The 21,265-nt window shown below is 70.7% G+C and carries 17 protein-coding genes and 2 pseudogenes; 12 read left to right on the top strand and 7 right to left on the bottom strand.

Annotated elements, in window-relative coordinates; translation table 11 throughout:
* The first annotated feature begins 4 nt into the window (after positions 1-4).
* Positions 5-2,080, top strand: a complete 2,076-nt coding sequence (locus FU658_RS08380; RefSeq protein WP_147891672.1) for a 3'-5' exonuclease — start codon at positions 5-7, stop codon at positions 2,078-2,080.
* Here FU658_RS08380 and FU658_RS08375 read toward each other — a convergent pair.
* On the bottom strand, positions 2,073-2,444 hold the full coding sequence (locus FU658_RS08375; protein ID WP_255505495.1) for an EF-hand domain-containing protein: 372 nt from the start codon (positions 2,442-2,444) through the stop codon (positions 2,073-2,075). The genes FU658_RS08380 and FU658_RS08375 overlap by 8 nt on opposite strands.
* Positions 2,445-2,451: 7 nt before the next feature.
* Positions 2,452-3,654 carry a DesA family fatty acid desaturase gene (locus FU658_RS08370; protein WP_147891671.1) on the bottom strand — a complete coding sequence of 401 codons (1,203 nt, stop codon included), beginning with the start codon at positions 3,652-3,654 and terminating at the stop codon, positions 2,452-2,454.
* Positions 3,655-3,752: 98 nt separating this feature from the next.
* On the opposite strand from FU658_RS08370, the pseudogene mutM reads away from it, so the two are divergent.
* From mutM to FU658_RS15665, 3 genes and pseudogenes are all read left to right on the top strand, one after another.
* Positions 3,753-4,564, top strand: a pseudogene (mutM, locus tag FU658_RS08365) (bifunctional DNA-formamidopyrimidine glycosylase/DNA-(apurinic or apyrimidinic site) lyase).
* Between the two features lie 82 nt (positions 4,565-4,646).
* On the top strand, positions 4,647-5,234 hold the full coding sequence (locus FU658_RS08360; RefSeq protein WP_147891670.1) for an ECF-type sigma factor: 588 nt from the start codon (positions 4,647-4,649) through the stop codon (positions 5,232-5,234).
* A 14-nt stretch (positions 5,235-5,248) separates the two neighbouring features.
* Positions 5,249-8,083: a serine/threonine-protein kinase gene (locus tag FU658_RS15665; protein ID WP_147891669.1), complete on the top strand. Its 2,835-nt coding sequence runs from the start codon at positions 5,249-5,251 to the stop codon at positions 8,081-8,083.
* A 3-nt stretch (positions 8,084-8,086) separates the two neighbouring features.
* On the opposite strand, the gene FU658_RS08350 is transcribed toward FU658_RS15665, so the two are convergent.
* Together FU658_RS08350 and FU658_RS08345 are read right to left on the bottom strand one after the other, a co-directional pair.
* Positions 8,087-8,719, bottom strand: coding sequence for a thymidine kinase (locus FU658_RS08350; RefSeq protein WP_147891668.1), 633 nt, complete (start codon positions 8,717-8,719; stop codon positions 8,087-8,089).
* A gap of 56 nt (positions 8,720-8,775) precedes the next feature.
* Positions 8,776-9,564 (bottom strand): SEL1-like repeat protein, encoded by a 789-nt coding sequence (locus FU658_RS08345; protein WP_147891667.1) that lies wholly within the window; start codon positions 9,562-9,564, stop codon positions 8,776-8,778.
* Between the two features lie 98 nt (positions 9,565-9,662).
* Here FU658_RS08345 and FU658_RS08340 point away from each other — a divergent pair, with 98 nt between their 5' ends.
* The 4 genes from FU658_RS08340 to plsB all read left to right on the top strand — a co-directional run bounded on the left by FU658_RS08340 (position 9,663) and on the right by plsB (position 16,227).
* Positions 9,663-11,648 (top strand): UvrD-helicase domain-containing protein, encoded by a 1,986-nt coding sequence (locus FU658_RS08340; protein ID WP_147891666.1) that lies wholly within the window; start codon positions 9,663-9,665, stop codon positions 11,646-11,648.
* 84 nt (positions 11,649-11,732) lie between these two features.
* Positions 11,733-12,596 (top strand): 5'-nucleotidase, lipoprotein e(P4) family, encoded by an 864-nt coding sequence (locus tag FU658_RS08335; RefSeq protein WP_187266008.1) that lies wholly within the window; start codon positions 11,733-11,735, stop codon positions 12,594-12,596.
* Positions 12,597-12,718: 122 nt separating this feature from the next.
* Positions 12,719-13,654: a hypothetical protein gene (locus FU658_RS08330; RefSeq protein WP_147891664.1), complete on the top strand. Its 936-nt coding sequence runs from the start codon at positions 12,719-12,721 to the stop codon at positions 13,652-13,654.
* Positions 13,651-16,227 (top strand): glycerol-3-phosphate 1-O-acyltransferase PlsB, encoded by a 2,577-nt coding sequence (plsB, locus tag FU658_RS08325; RefSeq protein WP_425477602.1) that lies wholly within the window; start codon positions 13,651-13,653, stop codon positions 16,225-16,227. Before FU658_RS08330 ends, plsB begins: the two co-directional genes overlap by 4 nt.
* Here the strand turns inward: plsB and FU658_RS08320 are convergent.
* The gene (locus tag FU658_RS08320) at positions 16,224-16,433 is read right to left on the bottom strand and encodes a YdcH family protein (protein ID WP_147891662.1); all 210 of its coding nucleotides are present in this window, start codon (positions 16,431-16,433) and stop codon (positions 16,224-16,226) included. The genes plsB and FU658_RS08320 overlap by 4 nt on opposite strands.
* Positions 16,434-16,543: 110 nt before the next feature.
* Between FU658_RS08320 and ttcA the strand changes: the two genes are divergently transcribed.
* The 3 genes from ttcA to FU658_RS08305 all read left to right on the top strand — a co-directional run bounded on the left by ttcA (position 16,544) and on the right by FU658_RS08305 (position 19,262).
* Positions 16,544-17,428 carry a tRNA 2-thiocytidine(32) synthetase TtcA gene (gene ttcA / locus FU658_RS08315; protein WP_147891661.1) on the top strand — a complete coding sequence of 295 codons (885 nt, stop codon included), beginning with the start codon at positions 16,544-16,546 and terminating at the stop codon, positions 17,426-17,428.
* Between the two features lie 83 nt (positions 17,429-17,511).
* The gene (locus FU658_RS08310; RefSeq protein ID WP_147891660.1) at positions 17,512-18,423 is read left to right on the top strand and encodes a recombination-associated protein RdgC; all 912 of its coding nucleotides are present in this window, start codon (positions 17,512-17,514) and stop codon (positions 18,421-18,423) included.
* A gap of 56 nt (positions 18,424-18,479) precedes the next feature.
* On the top strand, positions 18,480-19,262 hold the full coding sequence (locus FU658_RS08305; RefSeq protein WP_147891659.1) for a M48 family metallopeptidase: 783 nt from the start codon (positions 18,480-18,482) through the stop codon (positions 19,260-19,262).
* Here the strand turns inward: FU658_RS08305 and FU658_RS08300 are convergent.
* Positions 19,246-19,994: pseudogene (locus FU658_RS08300) on the bottom strand (alpha/beta fold hydrolase). The gene FU658_RS08305 and the pseudogene FU658_RS08300 overlap by 17 nt on opposite strands.
* Between FU658_RS08300 and FU658_RS15210 the strand changes: the two are divergent.
* Positions 19,935-20,135, top strand: coding sequence for a hypothetical protein (locus FU658_RS15210; RefSeq protein ID WP_255505514.1), 201 nt, complete (start codon positions 19,935-19,937; stop codon positions 20,133-20,135). The pseudogene FU658_RS08300 and the gene FU658_RS15210 sit on opposite strands and share 60 nt — an antisense overlap.
* Here the strand turns inward: FU658_RS15210 and hemH are convergent.
* The gene (gene hemH / locus FU658_RS08295; RefSeq protein ID WP_147891658.1) at positions 20,111-21,112 is read right to left on the bottom strand and encodes a ferrochelatase; all 1,002 of its coding nucleotides are present in this window, start codon (positions 21,110-21,112) and stop codon (positions 20,111-20,113) included. The genes FU658_RS15210 and hemH overlap by 25 nt on opposite strands.
* Positions 21,113-21,265: the final 153 nt, after the last annotated feature.

The following is a 21,265-nucleotide window of genomic DNA, read 5'->3' as shown; positions in this document are numbered from 1 at the left end:
GACGATGGGCCTGCGGCTGCGCATCTTCCTGTTCTTCGCCGCGCTCGGCGTGGGCAGCGTGGCTGCGATCGGCGGTGCCGCGTGGTTCGTCGCGCATCGGGTGGCGTCGCCCGAGGCGGTGTCGGCGCTGGTCCAGGCCGGGCTGCTGGGGGGCGTGGTCAGCCTGTTGTTGATCGCCTGGGTCTGGCTGTTGTTCGACACCCATGTGGCGCGGGCGATCGAGACGCTGGCGACAGCCATGCGCGCACGCGCCCACGCTTCGGTGGACGACGAGCTGGACCGCGGGCGGGCCCGTTACCTGGGCGACCTGGCGCCCGCGGCCGCGGAGGTGACGCGCAGCCTGGTCCGGACCCGTGGTGCGCTGGCGCAGTCGGTGGCACGCGAGACCGCCCGGCTGTCGTCGGAAAAGGCGCGGCTGGAGACATTGCTGGCCGATGTGCCGGTGGCGGTGTTGCTGTGCACCGCCGACCACCAGCTGGTGTTCTACAACGGCCAGGCCTCCGACCTGCTGGGCGCGGGCCTGGCCCCGGGCCTGGATCGCAACCTGCTGGACTACCTGCGCGAAGGCCCCGTGCGGCACGCCTACGAGCGCCTGATCCAGGCCAACGATCCCGACGTGGTGTCCGACCTGCTGTGCGCCACGACCGCATCGACGCGGCTGCTCGCCGGGCGCATGCGCGTGCTCGGGCGTTCGGAGTGGTCGGAGAACCCGGCCGCACCCGGCTACGTGCTGACGCTGCGCGACGTCACTGCGGACATGGCCGCCCATGCCAGCCGCGAAGCACTGCTGGCCGAGATCTTCGAGCGCGTGCGACTGCCGGCGGCCGAGCTGCAGGCAATGTTGGGCGCGCAGGGGGGCGGCATCGACGCCGCCGCCGGGGCGGTCGCAGGGGGTGTCGGGGACGCGCTGGCCGCGGTGCTGGAGTCGATCCGCGAGCTGGGCGAGCGCCATGACGCGCTGCGCGAGGACTGGCGGCCGCTGGCCCATACCCGCAGCGAGGACCTGGCCGACAGCCTGGGCGCGAAGCTGGAGGCCGAGGGCCTGCGGCTGGATTGCGAGGGCCCGGCCCTGTTGCTGCGCTGCGACGGCTTCCAGATGGTGTCGCTGCTGGCGGGCCTGGCGCGGCGCCTGGCTGCGGCCGGTCACGCCCGGGCCTTCCGGCTCGTGGTACGGGACGAAGAGGGCCCCGGGGCCCTGGTCGACCTGGCCTGGCAGGGCCACGGCCTGGACAGCGACACGCTGCAGGCCTGGATGATCGAGGACATGGATGCGTCCACGCCGGAGCTCAGTGGCCGCGACGTGCTGGTCACCCACGGTGCGCGGCTGGACCTGGTGACGCTGGCCGACGGGTCGCACGCGGTTCGCCTGCCGGTGCACAACGCACGCCGTGCCGGGCACCACCCGCCGCCGATGTGCCGTACCGTGGTGTACGACTTCGAGCTGCTGTCGAAGGCACGCAACGACGTGGTGGCCGAATCCCGGCTCGAGGACCTGACCTACGTGGTCTTCGACACAGAGACCACCGGGCTGACGCCTTCGGTCGACGAGATCGTGCAGATCGCCGCGGTGCGGGTGGTGAACGGGCGCAAGATCGAGGGCGAGCTGTTCGAGACCCTGGTCGACCCGCAGCGGCGCATACCGGCCAGCTCGACGGCCATCCACGGCATCACCGATGCGATGGTGGTCGGTGCCCCGACGATCGCCGAGGCCGGCGCGCAGTTCCACCGTTTCGCCGCAGGCGCGGTGTTGGTGGCGCACAACGCGCCGTTCGACATGGAGTTCCTGCGCCGGCACGAGCAGGCCATCGGCGCGCGCTTCGACCACCCGGTGCTGGACACGGTGCTGCTCTCGGCGGTGGTGTTCGGCCAGCCCGAGCCGCACTCCCTGGACGCGCTGAGCCACCGCCTCGGCATCACGATCCCCGAGGATGCGCGGCACACCGCGATGGGCGACACGGTCGCCACCGCCGACGCGTTCCTGAAGATGATCCCGATGCTGCGCGCCCGGGGACTGGAGACGTTTGGCGACGTGCTGGCCGAGGTGCGCCGGCACTCGCGCCTGCTCAAGGACCTCAACTAGGGCCCGGGTGGTGGGGCCAGCAGTTCGGCTTCGCTGAGCCAGCCGTTGCGTCGCGGTCCATGCGGTGGAAGGCACGCTCGAGGTTGGCCAGCAGCGCGGAAAGGGTCCGGGGCTGGCCCGGGCGCAGGACCACGCCCTCGGGCAGTTCGTGGTCCTGCAGGATGCCATCGCCGTTGCGGTCCATCGCGCGGAACCCGCGGGACATGTAGTCCTGGAACTCGGCCAGGCTGATGCGGCCGTCGCCGTCGCGGTCGATGCTGGCGAAGTACTCGCCGCGATCGCGCGCCATGGCCGGCGGCAGTATCGCCGCCAGCATGCCGGCCATCACGCAGCCCGCGATGCAGGCGGCCGATGCGGGTCGCATCGTTTGCTCAGTTCGCCCGCGTCGGAACCAGCGCGTAGCTGCGCAGGCGCCGGGAGAACTCCTCGAGCGCGCGGATGCCGGAAGCCTCGGCCTCGCGCACCCATTCCTGCAGGCCGTGCAGCATCGCATCGGGCGAGCGGATCTCCATGATCGCGCTCAGGCGCTGGCGGTATTCCACCACGGTGCCCAGCTTCGGCCGGTGTTCGACCAGCGTGTTGAGCTTCTCGCGGCCGGCCTCGTCGAGCCAGCGGCCGCCATCCAGCAGGCCCTTGCGCAGCTTGCGCGGGATCGCGCGCAGGCTCTTGCCGGCGTTGTGCATTTCCTCGCGCAGGGAGGGCACCAGCACCAGGCGGTAGAAGTCCGTCATGACCTGGTAGCGGTGCGTCAATACCGCCTTGAGCGTCTCGCCGTCGGGAATCGCGATGTTCGGGCGCTGGTCCAGCGCCGGGGCGACGCGCAGGACCTTGGCCAGGCCCAGCTTCTCGAAGCCGCGGATCGCGACCCAGCCGATGTCGAACTCCCAGCGGCGCAGCGCGAACTTCGCCGAACTGGGGAAGGTGTGGTGGTTGTTGTGCAGCTCCTCGCCGCCGATCCAGAACGCCCACGGCGTCAGGTTCGTGGCGGTGTCGGCAGTCTCGAAGTTGCGGTAGCCCCACCAGTGGCCGAGGCCATTGACCACGCCGGCAGCCCAGAACGGAATCCACACCATCTGAAGCGCCCACACGGCGATGCCGGCGACGCCGAACAGCGCGAAGTTGATGAACAGCATCAGCGTCGGGCCGACCGCATTGAGCGGGTGGTAGAGCTTGCGCTCGATCCAGTCGTCGGGCGTGCCGCGACCGTACTTGGTCATCGTCGCCTCGTTGCTGGTCTCTTCCTGGTAAAGCTCGACGCCGCGCCACAGCACCTGGTTGATGCCATGCACGCGCGGGCTGTGCGGGTCTTCCTCGGTCTCGCAGTGGGCATGGTGCTTGCGGTGGATCGCCACCCACTCCTTGGTCCGCATGGCCGTGGTGAGCCACACCCAGAAGCGGAAGAAGTGCGTGAGCACCGGGTGGAAGTCCACGCCGCGATGGGCCTGGCTGCGGTGCAGGAACAGCGTGACCGAAAAGATCGTGAGCTGGGTGACCACGAGCAGGTACAGGGCCATGGCGCCGATGCCGGCGCCGGTAAAGCCGCCGTCGAGCCAGGAGAGCAAGCTGGATAACATGGAGGACTCCGGAGGGTTGCACATCCATGATGCCCTTGACCGGGCACGCGCGCCAACGCCCCCCGTTGCGCGGTTCACCTTTGCGAAGAGCCAACTGAATGCCGGAACTGCCTGAAGTCGAGACCACCCGCCGCGGCCTCGCGCCGCATCTGCTCGGTCGGCACGTGGCCCGCGTGGTGCTGCGGCGTCCGGACCTGCGCTGGCCGATCCCCGACGCGGTCACGGCGCGGTGGCCCGGGCAGCGGATCGACAGCGTCGAGCGCCGGGCGAAGTACCTGCTGCTGGGGACGCAGGCCGGCAGTGCGCTGCTGCACCTGGGCATGTCCGGGATGCTGCGGGTGCTCCCCGCCGAGGTGCCCCCCGGCCCCCACGACCATGTCGACGTGCTGCTGGACTCGGGCCGGGTGCTGCGCTTCACCGACCCGCGCCGCTTCGGCTGCCTGCTGTGGCAGGCCCCGGGAGAGCAGCATCCGCTGCTGGCGGGGCTGGGGCCGGAGCCCCTGTCGGACGAGTTCGACGGCGAACTCCTGCACAGGCTCTCGCGCGGCGCCGTGCACCGGTGAAGAGCTTCCTGATGGACCAGCGCACCGTGGTCGGCGTGGGCAACATCTACGCCGCGGAAAGCCTGTTCCGCGCCGGCATCCATCCGCTGCGCCCGGCCGGAGCCATCTCGCTGGCGCGCTACCGGCGGCTGGGCGATGCGATCAAGGCCATCCTCGGGCACGCGATCGAGCGCGGCGGGACCACCTTGCGCGACTTCCTGGCCCCGGACGGCGCCCCGGGGTACTTCGAGCAGGAGCTGTGGGTGTACGGCCGCGAAGGCGAAAGCTGCCGTGCCTGTGGCCGGGCGCTGCGTTCGGCACGCATCGGCCAGCGGGCGAGCGTATGGTGCCCGGGCTGCCAGCGCTGACAAGCAGCCAATTTCGACAGGGATGCGCGAAGCGGTCGCTGCGGCGTTACCATGGACGTCCGCACCACCGGATGGGGGCCCCATGGACGACACAGGGTTGAAGTCACCGGCTGACGAGGGTGACATCACGCGCTGGCTGTCCGCCGCGCGTGACGGCGACCGCGCCGCGCTCGACCAGGTACTGGCACGCCTGTACCGCGAGCTGCACCAGATGGCGCGCCGCCAGTTGGGTGGCCAGCGCGGCCAGACGCTCAATGCCACCGCGCTGGTGCACGAGGCCTACATGAAACTGGCCGGGCGCGCGGAGCCGCATTTCGATGATCGCGCCCACTTCTTCGCCTACGCCGCCTCGGCGATGCGCAGCGTGGTGGTCGACTACGCCCGCCAGCGCCTGGCGCAGAAGCGCGGTGGCGACCTGCACCGGGTGACCGAGTTGCCCGAAGACGCCGGCGGCGGCATCCGCCTGGATGACGACATGCTGGCGCTCGACGACGCGCTCAACCGGCTTTCCGGCGTCGACAAGCGGCTGGCCCAGGTCGTCGAGATGCGCTACTTCGCCGGCCTGTCCGAGGCGGAGATCGCCTCGGCGCAGAGCCGGTCGGAACGCAGCATCCGCCGCGACTGGCAGAAGGCCCGCCTGTTCCTGCTGGCATCCCTGCAGGAAAACTAGGATCGCCCGCGGCCATGTCACCCGAGGAATGGCTGCAACTCTCCCCGCTGCTCGACGAGCTGTTGGAGCTCTCGCCCGAGCAGCGTGAGCAACGCCTGGCCTCGATCACCCGGGAGCACCCCGACCAGGCCGAGGAACTGCGCCGGCTGCTGGCGCTGGAGGAGGCGACGCCCGACTTCATGGCCCGCCCGATCCTGGAGGACGTGGCGACCACCGCGCACGAGGGCGACCTGATCGGCCCCTACCGGCTGGAGCAGATGGTCGGGGAAGGCGGCATGGGCCAGGTCTGGCAGGCATCGCGTGCCGATGGCCTGTACGAGCGCCGCGTCGCCCTCAAGCTGCTGCGCGCCGGCTACGCAGACCCGAACCTGCGCTCGCGCTTCCATCGCGAACGGCAGATCCTCGCGCGACTGGGGCATGCCAACATCGCCCGCCTGCTCGATGCCGGCACCAGCGACGACGGCCGTCCCTACCTCGCGATCGAGTTCATCAACGGCGAGGCGATCACCGACTACGCCAAGCGCCTCGGCCTCGACGCCGTCGAGCGGCTGCGCCTGTTCGTGCAGGTGTGCGGCGCGGTCAGCCACGCGCACGCCAACCTCGTCGTGCACCGTGACCTCAAGCCCTCCAACATCCTGGTGACGCCGGCGGGCGACGTGCGCCTGCTCGACTTCGGCATCGCCAAGCTGCTCGATTCGCCCCGCCACGACCAGACCCAGATCACCCGCGCGGAAAGCCGGCCGTTCACGCTGCACTACGCGGCACCCGAGCAGATCCGCGGCGAGCCGATCACGACGATGACCGACGTGTACGCGCTGGGCGTGGTGCTCTACGAGCTGCTGACCGAGCAGCGGCCCTACGTGCTCAAGCGCGACAGCGATGCCGGCTGGGAAGAGGCGATCCTGGAGGCGGAGCCGGTGCGGCCGTCGCTGGCCGTCTCGCGCGAAACCGCGCGGACGTCGGCACGCAGGAAGCTGGCGCGTCGCCTCTCCGGCGATCTCGACAACATCATCCTCAAGGCCCTGCGCAAGTCGCCGCAGCAGCGTTACCCCTCGGCCGAGGCGCTGTGCCACGACCTGGTGCGGCACCTGGAAGGCCGGCCGGTCGGGGCCCGCGCCCAAAGCTTCACCTACCGCCTGGGCAAGTTCGCCAGCCGCCACGCCGTGGCGCTCGGCACCGCCGCGATGACGGTGACCCTGCTCGGCCTGGGGCTGGGGGCCGTGCACTGGCAGGCGCAACACGCGGTGCAGGAAGCACGGCGTGCACAGGCCATGCAGAATTTCGTCGTCGCACTGTTCGAGACCAGCGGGCGCGACAGCGGCGGTGGCAACGTCGACCTGCGTCACCTGCTCGACGAGGGCATGCGCCGGGCCAACCACGAGCTGGCTGCGCAGCCCGAATCCCGCGCCGAGCTGCTCGGGCTGATCGCGCGCCTGCACAACGGACTGGGCAACCACGAGCAGGCGCTGCTGGTGCTCGAGGAGCAACACGCCTCGATCGATGCGGTCGGTGGCCGTGTTCCACCAGCGCTGGTGCTCTCCTCGGCGGCCCAGCAAGGGCGCGCCCTGCGCCACAGCGGCCAGCCCAGGGAATGCACGGCCCGCCTGGGTGAAGTGCTCGACACCCACGGCGGGGTGTCCGCGCGGGAATGGCCGCTGCTTGCCGACGTGCACACCCAGCTGGGTCGCTGCCACGAGGAGCTGGCGCATCAGCCGGAGGCCACTGCCCATTTCCAGAAGGCGCTGGAATTGCGCAGCGACCGGCCGCTTGACGAGGCCGACAGCCTGGTGGACGTGGCGCGCATGGAGGCCCGCGCCGGCCGTCCGGCCGCCGCGATGCAGCGCCTGGACCAGGCCATGCAGCTGCTGCGGCGGGGTGGTGGCGACCGTTCCGCCCAGTCCACCGACCTGTGGCGCCAGATGGCGACGGTGCAGTTGCAGCAAGGCCAGCTGGCCCGCGCCGAAGGCGATGGAAGGCAGGCCCTCGAGGACGCGTTGCTGAACTTCGGCGCGCTGCACCCGGCGACGTTGTCGGTACAGCGCCAGCTGGCCGAGGTGGCGCTGGAGCTGGGCGACCTCGGGCATGCCCGGCGCCTGGGGGAACTGTCGCTGCGCGAGTTGAACGCACGCTATGGCGAGCGCCAGCGCGACGCGGCCGAGACGCGACTGCTGCTCACCGCCGTGTCGATCGGCGAGGGTCGCCTGGCCGAGGCGGCCGACCACCTGCAGCGGGCCCGGGCCGGGCTGGTCGGCGATGCCGGCACCCTGCTGCGACCCCGCGCGCAACTGCTCCAGGGGCGGTTGCTGTTCGAACGCGGCGAGATCCGCAGGGCGCACATGGTGATCGACGCCGCGATGGGCGAGATCGAGGCGGTTTACGGTCCCCGCCACCCGATGCGCCTGGAGGCGCGGTTGCTGCGCGGGCAGGTGCTGGCCGGGCTGGGCGACCTCAACGAGGCCGGGCGAGAGCTCGCCGGCGCGCTGGAAGTGCTGGACGTGGGCCAGGACGGGCTGCCGGCGGCGGGCCGGGTCCGGCTGGCCCAGGTGCGCCTGGCAGCCGAGCGCGGCGATTTCGACGAAGCGCGCAGCGCGCTTGAAGACCTGCTGGAGGCCTATCCCGCCAGCGATCCGGCGCGCGCCCTGGTGCACATGCAGGCGCGGGCGCTCGAGGCCGAGCTGCATTGCGGCCAGGGCGACGTCAGCGACGGGCAGGCCGCGCTGGCCACGCTCACCGACGATGTGCGTGCGATGGAGCAGGGAAACCGTTCCGGCTGGCACCAGGTGATCAATCGGGCGCGCCAGCGCTGCGAGCACCTGGCCAATGGCCAGGGCTTCGTCGCCGCGCGCTGAGCCTCAGTCCGCGTCGTCGAGCGGCAGCCGTGGCTGTTGCAGCTCGATACGGCCCTCGCCGGCCATGATCCGCTTGAACTCGCCGCGGCTGACCGACACGTAGCGCTCGTTGCCGCCGATCTGCACTTGCGGCCCGGCGGTGACGGCCCGGCCCTGGTCATCCACGCGCACCACCATCGTGGCCTTGCGGCCGGTGTGGCAGATGGTCTTGATCTCCTGCATCGAGTCGGCCCAGGCCAGCAGGTACTGGCTGCCCTCGAACAGATCGCCGCGGAAGTCGGTGCGCAGCCCGTAGGCCAGCACCGGGATGCCGAGCGAGTCGACGACCTCGCCGAGCTGCCAGACCTGCCGCTTGGCCAGGAACTGCGCCTCGTCGACCAGGATGCAGTGCAGCCGGCCCTGGGCCTGGATGTCGCGACGGACCAGCTGCTCGAGGTCGTCGTGGACACGGAAGGCCACGCCCTCCGCGCTCAGGCCGATGCGCGAGGCGACCACGCCCACGCCGGCGCGGTCATCCAGGCGCGGCGTCAGGATCAGCACGCGCATGCCGCGCTCGCGGTAGTTGTGCGCGCTCTGCAGAAGCAAGGTGGTCTTCCCGGCATTCATCGCCGAGTAGTAGAAGTAGAGCTTGGCCATGGGTCGGCGTGGTTCGGGTGCGGCGGCGATTGTACCTGCCCGTTGCAGACCGCCGCTCAGCGGGGCGAACCGTCGCCGGCCTCGCGCCGGTCGTCGCCGCTGCGCGTGTCGTCGTCGGACTGCCGCAACGGCAGCACCTCCACGCGACCGCGCAGTGGTGCGCCCCAGACCTCGTCCTGCCAGGCCCAGTACTCGGTCGGTTCCCAGTAGCGCCTGTCGTAGAACTGGTCGCCCCGGACCTGCATCGGCACGCCGCCGGGTCCGTCGGGCAGTTCGATGACCAGGTTGCCCACCGAACCCACGCGGCTTCCCGTGGTGCCGCGCCGGCCGCGGCGCAGCTCGCGCTCCAGCCGGGGCTGGGCCGCGGCATCCTCGTATTCGGCGTAGACGTCCTGGCCCACCTCGATGGCGCGCGAGCGCTCGGCCTCGCTCAGCTGCGCCCAGTAGTGCTCGCGGAGCGCGAGGAAGGCCGGGTAGGCGCGTTCGGCCGCCAGGTCCATCCAGGCGTAGCCCAGGGCGCGGTCCTGTTCCACGCCGTTGCCGGTGAAGTACATCTCCCCGATCATCGCCTGCGAGGGCTTGTCGGCATGCCGGGCGGCGCGCTTGAAGTGCGCAAGCGCATCGTTGAAGAAGCCGTCTTCGAAGGCGCGCGAGCCCTGCATGCGGTAGCGCAGGTCGGGGTGGTGGCTGAGGAAGCCGTCGCTGGAGAGGATCGCGCGCTGCGTCGGATCGCTGCGCCCGGGCGGTTCGGCGCCGGGCAGTTCGCTGCCCTGGGCCGTGCCCAGCGCCATCAGCAGGGCGGCGGCCAGGGCCGGGGCGGCAGTCAGCCGGATTCGCATGGACATCGTCGTTTCCCTCCCTGGTCGGCCGGGCGGTTCGGACCGCGTGGCCGGGCTCGTCCATAATGCCATTCCGATCTGCGACCCTCCACGGCGATTCCCGAATGCAAGGCCTCAACACTCCGCAGCGTGAAGCGGTGCTCCACGTCGATTCCCCGCTGCTGGTGCTGGCCGGTGCCGGAAGCGGCAAGACCCGGGTGATCACCGAGAAGATCGCGCACCTGGTGCGCAGTGGCCGCCACCCGGCCCGCCACATCGCCGCGATCACGTTCACCAACAAGGCCGCGCGCGAGATGCGCGAGCGCGTCGGCAAGCTGCTGCGCGGCGACGACGGCGAAGGCCTGATGGTGTCGACCTTCCATTCGATGGGACTGCGCTTCCTGCAGATCGAGCACGAGCGCGCCGGGCTGCGGCGAGGCTTCAGCATCTTCGACACCGACGACCAGACCGGACTGATCCGCGACCTGCTGCCCAAGGGCAGCAAGAACGACGTGGTCGACGGGGTGCGCCAGCTGGTCTCGCGGGCCAAGAACGAGGCGTTGACCCCGTCCCAGGCCGCCGAGGCGGCCCAGACCGCGCGCGAGCGCGAGGCGGCCGACGTCTATGCGCGCTACCAGCAACGCCTGGCGACCTTCAACGCGGTCGACTTCGACGACCTCATCCGCCTGCCGCTGGACCTGCTGGAGGCGAATCCCGAGCTGGCCGAGGCCTGGCGCGAGCGCATCCGCTACCTGCTGGTGGACGAATGCCAGGACACCAATGGCGCCCAGTACCGGCTGCTGCGGCAACTGGCCGGTCCACGCGGGGCTATGACCTGCGTCGGCGACGACGACCAGTCGATCTATGCCTGGCGTGGCGCGCGCCCGGAGAACCTCGACCAGCTGGCGGCCGACTACCCCGACCTGCGGGTGATCAAGCTCGAGCAGAACTACCGCTGCAGCCGCCGCATCCTGAGTGCGGCGAACCGGCTGATCGCCAACAACCCGCATGCGCACCTGAAGACGCTGTGGAGCGACCACGACGAAGGCCCGCCGATTCGTGTGTGGGCGTGCCGCACCGCCGAGCACGAGGCCGAGCGGGTGGCCGGCGAGATCGCCTTCAGGCACCAGGCCGAAGAGGTGCCGTGGCGGGATTTCGCGATCCTGTTCCGTGGCAACCACCAGTCGCGACCACTGGAGAAGGCGCTGCAGCTGCTGCGCGTGCCCTACCACCTGACCGGCGGCACCGCGTTCCTGGACCGGGGCGAGGTCAAGGACGCGCTGGCCTGGCTGCGGGTGCTGGCCAATCCCGACGACGACGCGGCCTTCCTGCGCGCGATCGCCGCGCCGCGGCGCGAGGTCGGCGCCACGTCGCTGGCGAAGCTGGCGGAGATGGCCCGGCACGCCGGACTGCCGTTGTCGAAGGCGGCCGACTCGGTGGCGCTGACCAAGCAGCTCACGCCGCGCGCCGCGGCCGGTCTCGGCGAGTTCACGGGAATCCTCAAGCGCCTGCGCGAGGCGGCGCGCAAGGTGCCGCCGTCGGTGCTGGTCAAGCAGCTCATCGAGCATTCGGGCCAGTTGGCCGCGCTTCGCGCGCAATGCAAGGACGAGGCGAGCTTCCAGCGCCGGCGCGCCAACCTCGATGAACTGGCGGAGTGGTTCGAGGGCCCCGGCGAGGCGCCGGTCGGGCCCGGGGAACTGGCCGCGCAGCTGGCGCTGCTCAGCCATGCCGACCGCGGCGAGCCCGGCGAGGCGGTACGGCTGATGAGCCTGCATGCCTCGAAGGGACTGGAGTTCCGCTACGTGTTCATCGTCGGTGTCGAGGACGGCAACCTGCCACACGAGGCCAGCCTCGAGGAGGGGCAGCTGGAGGAGGAGCGCCGGCTGATGTACGTCGGCATCACCCGCGCGCGCCAGGGTCTGTGGCTGTCGCACAGCGCCGAGGTGAAGCGCTGGGGCAGCCTCAACAAGCTTGCGCCCAGCCGCTTCCTGGACGAGTTGCCGGTCGAGGCTCTGCATCGCGACGGGGCCGATCCGGAGCGCGACGAGGCGCATCGGCGCGACCGCGCCAAGGCGCAGTTCGCCTCGATCGCCGCGCTGTTCGACGACTGAGGCGAAGGCCCGGAGCTCAGGTCCGGGCGGCGGGCTTGCGGCCCTGTTGGGTACAATCGTGACACTTTCATGACCGGTCCCACGATGATCGCCTCCCGTTTCCTCGCGCTGGCTTGCCTCGTTTCCCTGGCGGCCTGTGCCGCAGGCCCCGCGCCGCGCCACACGCCCGGCCCCGCCGCCGATGACAACCTCAACGCCGTCGTGTGGATGCAGAACTCCGAAGAGTTCGCGCTGTCGGCCCTGACCGTCTACCGCGCTGCGGGCGCGCTGCTCGACCAGGCCCTGGCCGACCCGGCCTGGGACGCGATGGCCCCGGGCGAGCGCGCAGGCGATCGGACCGGGCTGCCGCCGGCGATCATCGTCGATGTCGACGAGACCATCCTGGACAACTCCGCCTACCAGGCGCGCCTGGTGCTGGAGGGCCGCGAGTACGACACCGGCAGCTGGGCGGAGTGGGTCGAGGAGGCCCGCGCCACGCCGGTGCCGGGCGCGGTGGAGTTCCTCTCCGCCGCCGCCGGCCAGGGGGTCACCGTGTTCTACATCACCAACCGCGAGCACGGCCAGGCCGAAGCGACGCTGGCCAACCTGGCCGCAGTGGGGTTCCCGGTGGCGCAGGGCGTCCCGGTGCACCTGGGCCTGGGCATGCCTGTCGAAGGCTGCACCGACCAGGGGCAGAACAAGGTGTGCCGCCGGCAATGGGTGGCCGAGCGCTACCGCGTGCTGATGCAGTTCGGCGACCAGCTCAGCGATTTCATCGATATCGGCGACAACTCGCCGGCCAGCCGGGCCCAGGCCATGGCCTCGGCGGGCGGGTACATCGGCGAGCGCTGGTTCATGCTGCCCAACCCGACCTACGGCTACTGGGAGTCCTCGCTGTTCGGCGAGGACTGGAGCCTGTCGCGCGATGAGCGCCGCCGCATCAAGCGCGGGTCGCTGCGCACGCACTGAGCCTTGCCGCGCCCGATGCGCCGGTATCGGTGGCCGGGCGCTACACTGCGTGCTTGTCCACGTTGCTGGCCTGCCACTACAGTGGCGGCCGTATTGACCCCTCAGTCCCTCGGGAGATCCGGATGAAACTCATCAACACCGCGGCCATGGCTGGCCTGCTCGTCGTGTCGCTGGCCGCGTGCAAGCGCGACGAGGCGCCCGAGGCTGCGCCCTCGGACCCGGCAGCGGCCGTCGAAGCACTGGCCGAAGCACTGCGCGAGAACGACCTGGTGCGCTTCAACCAGCTTTCCCTGCCGGAGGATCTGCAGCAGCAGACCCGCGAGCATTGGGAGTTGCAGCGTACCGAGCCCTCGCCGATCGATCCGGAAGAGGACGCGCGTTTCCGCGAAATGATGGCCAGGCTCACCGCGCCGGACGCCGAGGCGCAGATCTACGCCGACATCGAGCCGATGCTCAACCAGTACGAAGCCGAGTTCAAGGCGCAGCTGCCGCTGATGGTGGCGATGGGCAGCGCCTTCGCCAACCAGGCCATCCAGGCCAACGAGACGCTGTCGGCCGAGCAGAAGCAGCACGCCAGCGAAGTGCTCGGCGCCGTGGCCGGCTGGGTCGGCACCGCACCGATCGGCGACCGCGACAGGGCGCGCGAAGCCATTTCCGTGGTGACCGACACCGCCCGTCGCACCGACGTGGAGTCGATGGACGACTTCCGCCGCATGGAGCACGACGAGATGCTGCGTCGTGCCTCGATCGTATGGGAAGGCAGCAAGGACTTCTTCGCCGTCTACGGTTTCGACATCAACCAGTCGCTGGCCTCGGTGAGCGCGGAAGCCGCGTCCCAGACCGGTGACACCGCGTCTGTTCGGGTGAAGTACCGCCTGCTCGGCTCGGACCTGAGCTTCGACGTGCCGATGGAGCGCATCGACGGTGGCTGGTACAGCCGCGACCTGGTCCAGAGCGCCCGCGACGAGCTGGAGGGCCGCGACGAGGTGCTCGACGAGCCGGCCGAGTACGAGGACGAGGAGATCGTCGAGGAAGACGATCTCGAGGACGGCTACTGAGCCCGCCTCCCCGGCACGCATCGCGTGCCGGGACTGCCCCGATGACCGAATCCGACCGACACCCGGCCCCGGCGCGCCCGCCCCTTTGGGCACGCGTGATGGGCGCGTTGCTGGCGCCCTGGATCGCCCTGCGCAAGGATCCCGGCGAGCCCGAGCAGCTGCTGCCCGACGCCCGGCCGGTGTGCTACGTGCTGGAGCGCTACGGCGTGTCCAACGCGTTGATCCTCGACCGCGCCTGCCGCGAGTCGGGCCTGCCGTCGCCGTTGCGGCCGCTGCCCGGGGAGCCGCTGGGCACGCGCCGCGCCTACGTGGCGATGTCGCGCCGGCGCAGCCTGCGCCCGGGCCGTCCGCGCAGCCGGACCCATTCCGAGGGACTGGCGCAGCTCGTCGAGGCCCACCGGCGGGATCCCGAGCTCGACGTGCTGCTGGTACCGGTGTCGATCTTCGTTGGCCGGGCGCCGGACCGGCAAAGCGGCTGGTTCCAGGTGCTGTTCTCGGAGAACTGGGCCCTGGTGGGCCGCTTCCGCCGCCTGCTGGCGATCCTGCTCAACGGCCGCAACACGCTGGTGCAGTTCTCCAAGCCGGTGTCGGTGCGCGAGATCCTCGCCGAGGGCCTGGAGCCCGAGCGCACCGTGCGCAAGCTCGGACGCGTGCTGCGCGCGCACTTCCGCCGCATCCGCACCGCGGTCATCGGCCCGGACCTGTCGCACCGGCGCCTGCTGGTGGACCGGGTGCTGGACGCGGAACCGGTGCGCAAGTCGATCGCCGACCAGGCCCGCCGCGATTCGAGCACCTATGCCGATGCCTGGCGCAAGGCGCACGGCATGGCCTGGGAGATCGCGGCGGACTACTCGCACCCGGTGGTGCGCTCGGCCAGTTTCGCGCTCAACCCGTTCTGGAACCGCATCTACGACGGCATCACCCTGCACCACCTCGACAAGCTCAAGCAGATCGCGCCGGGCCACGAGGTGGTCTACGTGCCCTGCCACCGCAGCCACATCGACTACCTGCTGCTGAGCTTCCTGCTCTACGTGCATGGCGTGGTGCCGCCGCACATCGTCGCCGGCGTCAACCTGAACATGCCGGTCATCGGTCCGATCCTGCGGCGCGGCGGCGCGTTCTTCATCCGCCGCTCGATCCGCGGCAGCCAGCTGTACTCGGCGATCCTGGGCGAGTACGTCTCGCAGCTCATCGGCGAGGGTTTCTCGATCGAGTACTTCATCGAGGGCGGCCGCTCGCGCACGGGCCGGCTGCTGCAGCCCAAGGGCGGCATGGTCGCGATGACGGTGAAGGGCTACCTGCGCCAGCCGCGGCGGCCGGTGCTGTTCCAGCCCGTCTACATCGGCTACGAGAAGGTCATGGAGGGCGAGAGCTACCTCGACGAGCTCTCCGGCCGGCCGAAGCAGAAGGAAACGATCTGGGCGCTGCTCAAGGGCATCGCCGGCATCCTGCGCAAGCATTACGGCAAGGTGGTGGTGAACTTCGGCGAGCCGATCCTGCTCGACGACCTGCTGGCCGGGCACGCGCCGGACTGGCGCGAGCAGGGGGTCCTGCCGGAGGACAAGCCGGCCTGGCTCAACCCGCTGGTCGACGACGCCTCGCGCCGGATCATGGTCAACATCAACCGCGCCGCCGACGTGAACCCGGTGAACCTGCTGGCGCTGGCGCTGCTGTCCACGCCCAAGCACGCGATGAGCGAGGTGGACCTGCTGTCGCAGCTGGCGCTGTCGAAGAAGCTGCTGTCGAAGCTGCCCTATTCCGACCGGGTGACGGTGACGCCGCTGCGTCCGGAGCAGATCGTGGAGTACGGCGAGAAGATCGGCGTGCTGGTGCGCACCCGCCACCCGATGGGCGACGTGATCTCGGTGGAGGGCGAGACGGCGGTGCTGCAGTCCTACTACCGCAACAACTCCGTGCACCTGTTCGCCGCGGCCTCCTGGGTGGCGTGCTGCTTCCAGAACAACCGGCGCATGAGCCGCTCCGGCGTGCTGCGCCTGGGCCGGATGATCTACCCCTTCATCCAGCACGAGCTGTTCCTGCCCTGGGATGCGGACGCGTTTTCCGAGCGCCTGGACCGAACCGTCGACGTGTTCGTCGAGGAGGGCCTGCTGCACGTGGCCTCCGAGGAGGAAGGCGGCATCCTGGCCCGCGGACCGGGCCAGACCGACGAGGTTTTCCGCCTGCGCGCGATCGCCCACAGCCTGCAGCAGGCCTTCGAGCGCTATTTCATCGCGATCGCGATCCTGGTCAAGAATGGCCCGGGCACGCTGAGCTCGGGCGAGCTGGAGAACCTGTGCCACCTCACCGCACAGCGCCTCAGCCTGCTCTACGCGCCGGCGGCACCGGAGTTCTTCGATCGCGCGCTGTTCCGCGGCTTCATCCAGAAGCTGCGCGAAATGAAGCTGGTGTGGCTGGGTCCGGAGTCGCGGCTGGTGTTTGACGAGCGCATGGGCACCTGGGCGACCGACGCGAAGGTGATCCTGGGCCGCGAGCTGCGCCACACGATCATGACGATCTCGCCGGAAACCGCTCGGGCGGCGGCGGAGAAGCAGGACCTCGCCTCGCGCGCCTAGGCGTCGAGGTCGGGGATCAGCAGGCTTTCCAGCCGGGTCACGCAGTCCTTGATCATCAGCTTGCGCTTCTTCAGGCGGCGCAGCTGCAGATGGTCGGCGGTGGGGTCGAGCCCGAGGCGTTCGATCGCGGCGTCGAGGTCGCGGTGCTCCTGCCGCAACTCGGCCAGCCGGCGTATGGTTTGTGCGTGATCGAGCTCTGACGACATGTGGCCCTCCGGACCGGTGAAGCTTAACCGGTTGGCGGCGTTCAGGCAGGTCGGTGGGGCCGGCCCGGGGCGGTCGGTACAATGGCCGCCCATTTCCCCGGACCCGCGCGATGACGGTTGCCGCCCCGACCCCAGCCCCCACCGCTCCCCACGGCCCGGACGCGCCCGACGCCGCGAAGCTGGCGCGCGGCCTGCGCCACCAGGTCGGCCGGGCGATCGCCGACTACGCGATGATCGAGGACGGCGACCGGGTCATGGTCTGCCTGTCGGGTGGCAAGGACAGCTACACGATGCTCGACATCCTGCGCCAGCTGCAGAGGCGCGCGCCGGTGAAGTTCGAGCTGGTGGCGGTGAACCTGGACCAGAAGCAGCCCGGCTACCCGGAACATGTCCTGCCGGAATACCTGGCCTCGATCGGCGTGGAGCACACGATCCTGGAGCAGGACACCTATTCGGTGGTGACCTCGGTGCTGCCCGAGGGCAAGACGATGTGCTCTCTGTGCTCGCGGCTGCGCCGCGGTGCGCTGTATGCGCACGCGGCGAAGCAGGGCTTCACCAAGATCGCGCTGGGCCACCACCGCGACGACATCGTCGCGACCTTCATGCTCAACCTGTTCCACCACGCCAGGCTCTCGGCGATGCCGCCGAAACTGCTCAGCGACGATGGCCGGCACATCGTGATCCGCCCGCTGGCCTATTGCCGCGAGGCCGACATCGCCGCCTACGCCGAAGCGATGCGTTTCCCGATCATTCCCTGCAACCTGTGCGGCTCGCAGGAGAACCTGCAGCGCAAGTCGGTCGAGCGCATGCTGGCGCAGTGGGACGCGATGACCCCGGGTCGCGTGGACCAGATGGCGCGCGCCCTGGCCGACGTGCGGCCCTCGCAACTGGCCGACCCGAAGCTGTTCGACTTCGCCGGCCTCGCCGCGACACCCGAAGGCCTGCCCGGCGCACCCCCCGTGGGCGCCGACATCGGCCCCAGCCTCACCCGCTGAGACAGCCACCCGTTACCCTGCGTGGCCCGCTGGCGCTCCGGCGCGCGGGCCCCGTGTCCACTCCACGTTCCCCAGGAAACCGCATGTTCTTCAGAAACCTCACGTTCTTCCGCTTCCCCGTCAGCATGAAGGCCGCCCTGGCCGAACTCGAGGCGCGTCTCGACGAGTGCCGGCTCAAGCCGGTCGGCCAGCTGGAGATGAGCTCGCGCGGCTTCGTCGCGCCGATGGGGCGGGAGGCGGAGGCGCTGGTGCATGGCGTCGGCGACTGCCGCTGGGTGACGCTGGGCGGCGAGGACAAGATCCTGCCCGCCGCGGTGGTCAACGACATGGTCGCCCGTCGCGCCGAGGAGATGGAGGAGCGCGACGGCAGCAAGCTGGGTGGCCGCGCGCGCAAGCGCCTGAAGGACGAGATCCTCCACGAGCTGCTGCCCAAGGCCTTCGTGCGCCCGGTGCGCACCAACGCCACGCTCGACCTCGAGCACGGCTTCATCGCGGTGGACAGCTCCAGCCGCAAGTCGGCCGAGAACCTGGTGTCGGAAGTGCGCCACGCGCTGGGCAGCTTCCCGGCGTTGCCGCTCAATGCCGAGGTGGCGCCGCGCAGCATCCTGACCAGCTGGCTGGCCGGCGAGAAGTTGCCCGAGGGCCTGGAGCTGGGCGAGGAGTGCGAGCTCAAGGACGGCCTGGACAAGGGCGCGGTGGTGCGTTGCACCCGCCAGGAGCTCGATGCCGACGAGATCGCCAAGCACCTCGAGGCCGGCAAGCAGTGCACCAAGCTGGCGCTGGTGCTGGAAGGACAGATCAGCTTCGTCATCGGCGAGGACCTCATCGTGCGCAAGCTCAAGTTCCTCGACGGCGCCGTGGAAGGCCTGGAGGGCACCGACCACGACTCGGTCCACGCCGAACTCGACGCGCGCTACGCGCTGATGAGCGGCGAGCTCAAGCGCCTGTTCGTGTTGCTGGAGAAGGCGTTCAAGCTCAGCCGACCCGAGGCCTGAATGGCGGTCGCTCGCGGGGTCTGTCGGCCCCGGCCCGGCTGCGGCATGCTGTATCGATGGCCCGCCTGACTTCCACGCCTCGCCGGGTCGAGCGCGAGACGATCGCGTTCGAGCTCGACGACGGCCGCCTGATCGACGTCGCCCAGGTGCGCGACCCGCGCGCGCGGCGCATGCGGCTGCTGGTCAACGAACGCGGTGTGCGGCTGACGCTGCCGCCGCGGGCCAGCGCCGTGTCGGGGCAACGCTTCCTGGCCGAGAACGGTGGTTGGGTCGCGATCCAGCTGGCGCGCTTCCAGGCGGCTGCGGCGCTGGGGGGGGAGGGCCTTGAGATCGGCCGCACGGCCACGCTGCCGCTAAGGGGCGAAAAGGTGCCCGTGCAGTGGAGCGAGGGCCGCTACACCCGGGTGGAGGCGCACGATGCCGGCATCCTCGTGCAGGTTCCGGCCACGCCGAAGCCGGCGGCGCTGTCGCGCGCGCTGGCCGACTTCTATGCCGCCCAGGCACGCACCGACGCCGGGCGCTGGCTTCCGCAGTACCTGCCGGGCCTGCCACAGGCGCCGCGTGGACTGCGCTTCAAGCGACTGTCCTCGCTGTGGGGGTCGCTGAGTCCCAGCGGCGAGGTGTCGCTGGACCTCTCGCTGGTGCTGGGGCGTCCGGCGGCGTTCGAGTACGTGCTGGTCCACGAGCTGTGCCACCTGGTGGAGCGCAACCACTCGCGCCGCTTCTGGCGCGAGGTGGAGCAGCGCTTCGCCGGCTGGCACGGCGAGCGCGACTACCTGCGTGCGGAGGGGTCGGCGTTGAAGCTGCGGCTGGAGCGCCTTCTCACCCCGGTGGCGTGAGCCCGTCACGCGCGGCCAGGAACGGGGCCAGCGCCGTGGCCACCGGCTCCGGGGTTTCCATGTGCAGGTGGTGGCCGCCCGGCAGCACGATGCTGCGCACGTCGCGCACGCAGGCCAGTCGTGATTCGCGCTGGTGTTGGGGGAAATACGGCGGTGCCTGTTCCGCGGCCACGACGCTGACCGGGCATTCGATCGCGCGCAGCCAGGCCTCGACCGTGGTTTCCTCCGCGCGCAGCGCGGTGGCAGCCTCAGGCGCCGGTCGCTGCGCCAGGCGAAACCGCCCTCCACCGGGGCGATGCCTCGCTCCACCAGCAGCCGGGCCGCGGCTTCGGACAGGCCGTTGGCCTGCATCCGCGCGCGTACCGCGGTGGCGAGGTCGGGAAAGGTCCGCAGCGGACTGGTGTCCGGGCGGCGACGGGCCTCGATCGCATCCCGCAGGCGCTGCGGTGCGCCCGCTGCGTCGCCCGACAGCGGGCCGGCCGCCTCGATGAGTGCCAGGCGCTCGACCCGCTGCGGCGCGGCGACGGCGAGCAACGAACACACCGCGCCGCCGAGCGAATGTCCCAGCAGCCGGCAGCGCGGCCAGCCCAGTGCGTCGATCGCGGCGAGCACGTCGAGGATCCAGTCGGAGAACACGTAGTCGCAGCCGTCCGGCCGGTGTGCGGAATGGCCGTGTCCCGGCAGATCGATCGCGACCACGTCGCAGCCGCGCAGGTGCGGCAGCAGCGGCACGAAGCTGGCGGCGTTGTCGAGCCAGCCGTGCACCGCCAGTACCGGCGCGGCACCGGTGTCGCCGTGGCGCAACGCGGCGATGATGCCCCGGGTGGTTTCCAGGCGAAGCTCGCGCATCAGTCCAGCCAGTCGCCGGCGTGACGGCGCAGCAGGGCGGACATCACCTGCGCATGCGCCGGGCTGTCGTTGAGCGCCGGGATGTAGCGCAGGGTCTTGCCGCCGGCGGCATGGAAGACCTCCGCATTCTCCACTTCGATCTCCTCCAGCGTCTCTATGCAATCGACCGCGAAACCCGGGCAGATCACGTCGACGCTGTCGATGCCCTCGGCGGCGAGCTTCTCCAGCGTCTTGTCGGTGTAGGGCTGCAGCCAGGGCTCGCGGCCGAAGCGCGACTGGAAGGTCAGCATCCACTCGTCCTCCGCCAGCCCGGCGGCGGTGGCGATGAGCCGGGCGCCGGCCTCGCACTGCGCCGCGTAGGGGTCGCCCTCGCGCACGAAGCGCTGCGGGATGCCGTGGAAGGACATCAGCAGCTTCTTCGCCGCACCGTGGTCGGCGCGATGGCGGCGGATGCTGGCGGCGACGGCCTCGACCCAGTCCGGGTCGCGGTGGTAGTCGTCGATGAAGCGCAGCGCCGGCACGCGGCGCCAGCTGGACAGCTCGCGCACCACGCCGTCGAACACCGAGGCCGAGGTGCTGGCGGCGTACTGCGGGTACAGCGGCAGCACCACGAGGCGCTCCAGGCCCTGGTCGTGCATCTCGCGCAGCACGGCGCGGATCGACGGGTTGCCATAGCGCATCGCCAGGCGCACGGGTACGTCGGGGAGCTCGCCCTGGGTGGCCTGCGTGAGTTTCCGGCTCAGGGCCAGCAGCGGCGAACCGTCCGGGCCCCAGATCGAGGCATAGGTGCGCGCGACCTTGCGCCCGCGCAGCGGCAGGATGACGAAGTGCAGGATCGGGCACCACAGCCAGCGGGTCATGTCGACGACGCGATAGTCGTGCAGGAACTCCGCCAGGTAGCGCCGCACCGCCGGGGGGGTGGGGGCGTCCGGGGTGCCGAGGTTGACCAGCAGCACGCCGGTGCGCGCGGCGCCGGGGCGGTGGTTGCCGTGGAATCTCATCGCGTGTGGCTCATCGCATGCCTGGCCCTGTGGCTTGGAGTGCGCGGAACGTATCATGGTCGCCGTCGAAACCGGCTCACGCCGGGTTCATGGCGGGAATCCATACTCGCCCTCATTATCCAGTGCTGCAATGCGCCCCGCGCGCCAGGAGTG

The sequence above is a fragment of the Alkalisalibacterium limincola genome (assembly GCF_008017755.1).
Taxonomy (GTDB): Bacteria; Pseudomonadota; Gammaproteobacteria; order Xanthomonadales; family Xanthomonadaceae; genus Alkalisalibacterium; species Alkalisalibacterium limincola.
Note: the sequence above shows the minus strand (reverse complement) of the source record. Positions and strands in the feature narration are given on the sequence as shown.

What these genes read in the sequence shown, in the direction of transcription:
- FU658_RS08380 (WP_147891672.1), top strand. Translation starts at nt 5, where the DNA reads ATGGGCCTGCGGCTGCGCATCTTCCTGTTCTTCGCCGCGCTCGGCGTG.
- FU658_RS08375 (WP_255505495.1), bottom strand. Translation starts at nt 2,444, where the DNA reads ATGCGACCCGCATCGGCCGCCTGCATCGCGGGCTGCGTGATGGCCGGC.
- FU658_RS08370 (WP_147891671.1), bottom strand. Translation starts at nt 3,654, where the DNA reads ATGTTATCCAGCTTGCTCTCCTGGCTCGACGGCGGCTTTACCGGCGCC.
- FU658_RS08360 (WP_147891670.1), top strand. Translation starts at nt 4,647, where the DNA reads ATGGACGACACAGGGTTGAAGTCACCGGCTGACGAGGGTGACATCACG.
- FU658_RS15665 (WP_147891669.1), top strand. Translation starts at nt 5,249, where the DNA reads ATGTCACCCGAGGAATGGCTGCAACTCTCCCCGCTGCTCGACGAGCTG.
- FU658_RS08350 (WP_147891668.1), bottom strand. Translation starts at nt 8,719, where the DNA reads ATGGCCAAGCTCTACTTCTACTACTCGGCGATGAATGCCGGGAAGACC.
- FU658_RS08345 (WP_147891667.1), bottom strand. Translation starts at nt 9,564, where the DNA reads ATGTCCATGCGAATCCGGCTGACTGCCGCCCCGGCCCTGGCCGCCGCC.
- FU658_RS08340 (WP_147891666.1), top strand. Translation starts at nt 9,663, where the DNA reads ATGCAAGGCCTCAACACTCCGCAGCGTGAAGCGGTGCTCCACGTCGAT.
- FU658_RS08335 (WP_187266008.1), top strand. Translation starts at nt 11,733, where the DNA reads ATGATCGCCTCCCGTTTCCTCGCGCTGGCTTGCCTCGTTTCCCTGGCG.
- FU658_RS08330 (WP_147891664.1), top strand. Translation starts at nt 12,719, where the DNA reads ATGAAACTCATCAACACCGCGGCCATGGCTGGCCTGCTCGTCGTGTCG.
- FU658_RS08320 (WP_147891662.1), bottom strand. Translation starts at nt 16,433, where the DNA reads ATGTCGTCAGAGCTCGATCACGCACAAACCATACGCCGGCTGGCCGAG.
- ttcA (WP_147891661.1), top strand. Translation starts at nt 16,544, where the DNA reads ATGACGGTTGCCGCCCCGACCCCAGCCCCCACCGCTCCCCACGGCCCG.
- FU658_RS08310 (WP_147891660.1), top strand. Translation starts at nt 17,512, where the DNA reads ATGTTCTTCAGAAACCTCACGTTCTTCCGCTTCCCCGTCAGCATGAAG.
- FU658_RS08305 (WP_147891659.1), top strand. Translation starts at nt 18,480, where the DNA reads ATGGCCCGCCTGACTTCCACGCCTCGCCGGGTCGAGCGCGAGACGATC.
- hemH (WP_147891658.1), bottom strand. Translation starts at nt 21,112, where the DNA reads ATGAGATTCCACGGCAACCACCGCCCCGGCGCCGCGCGCACCGGCGTG.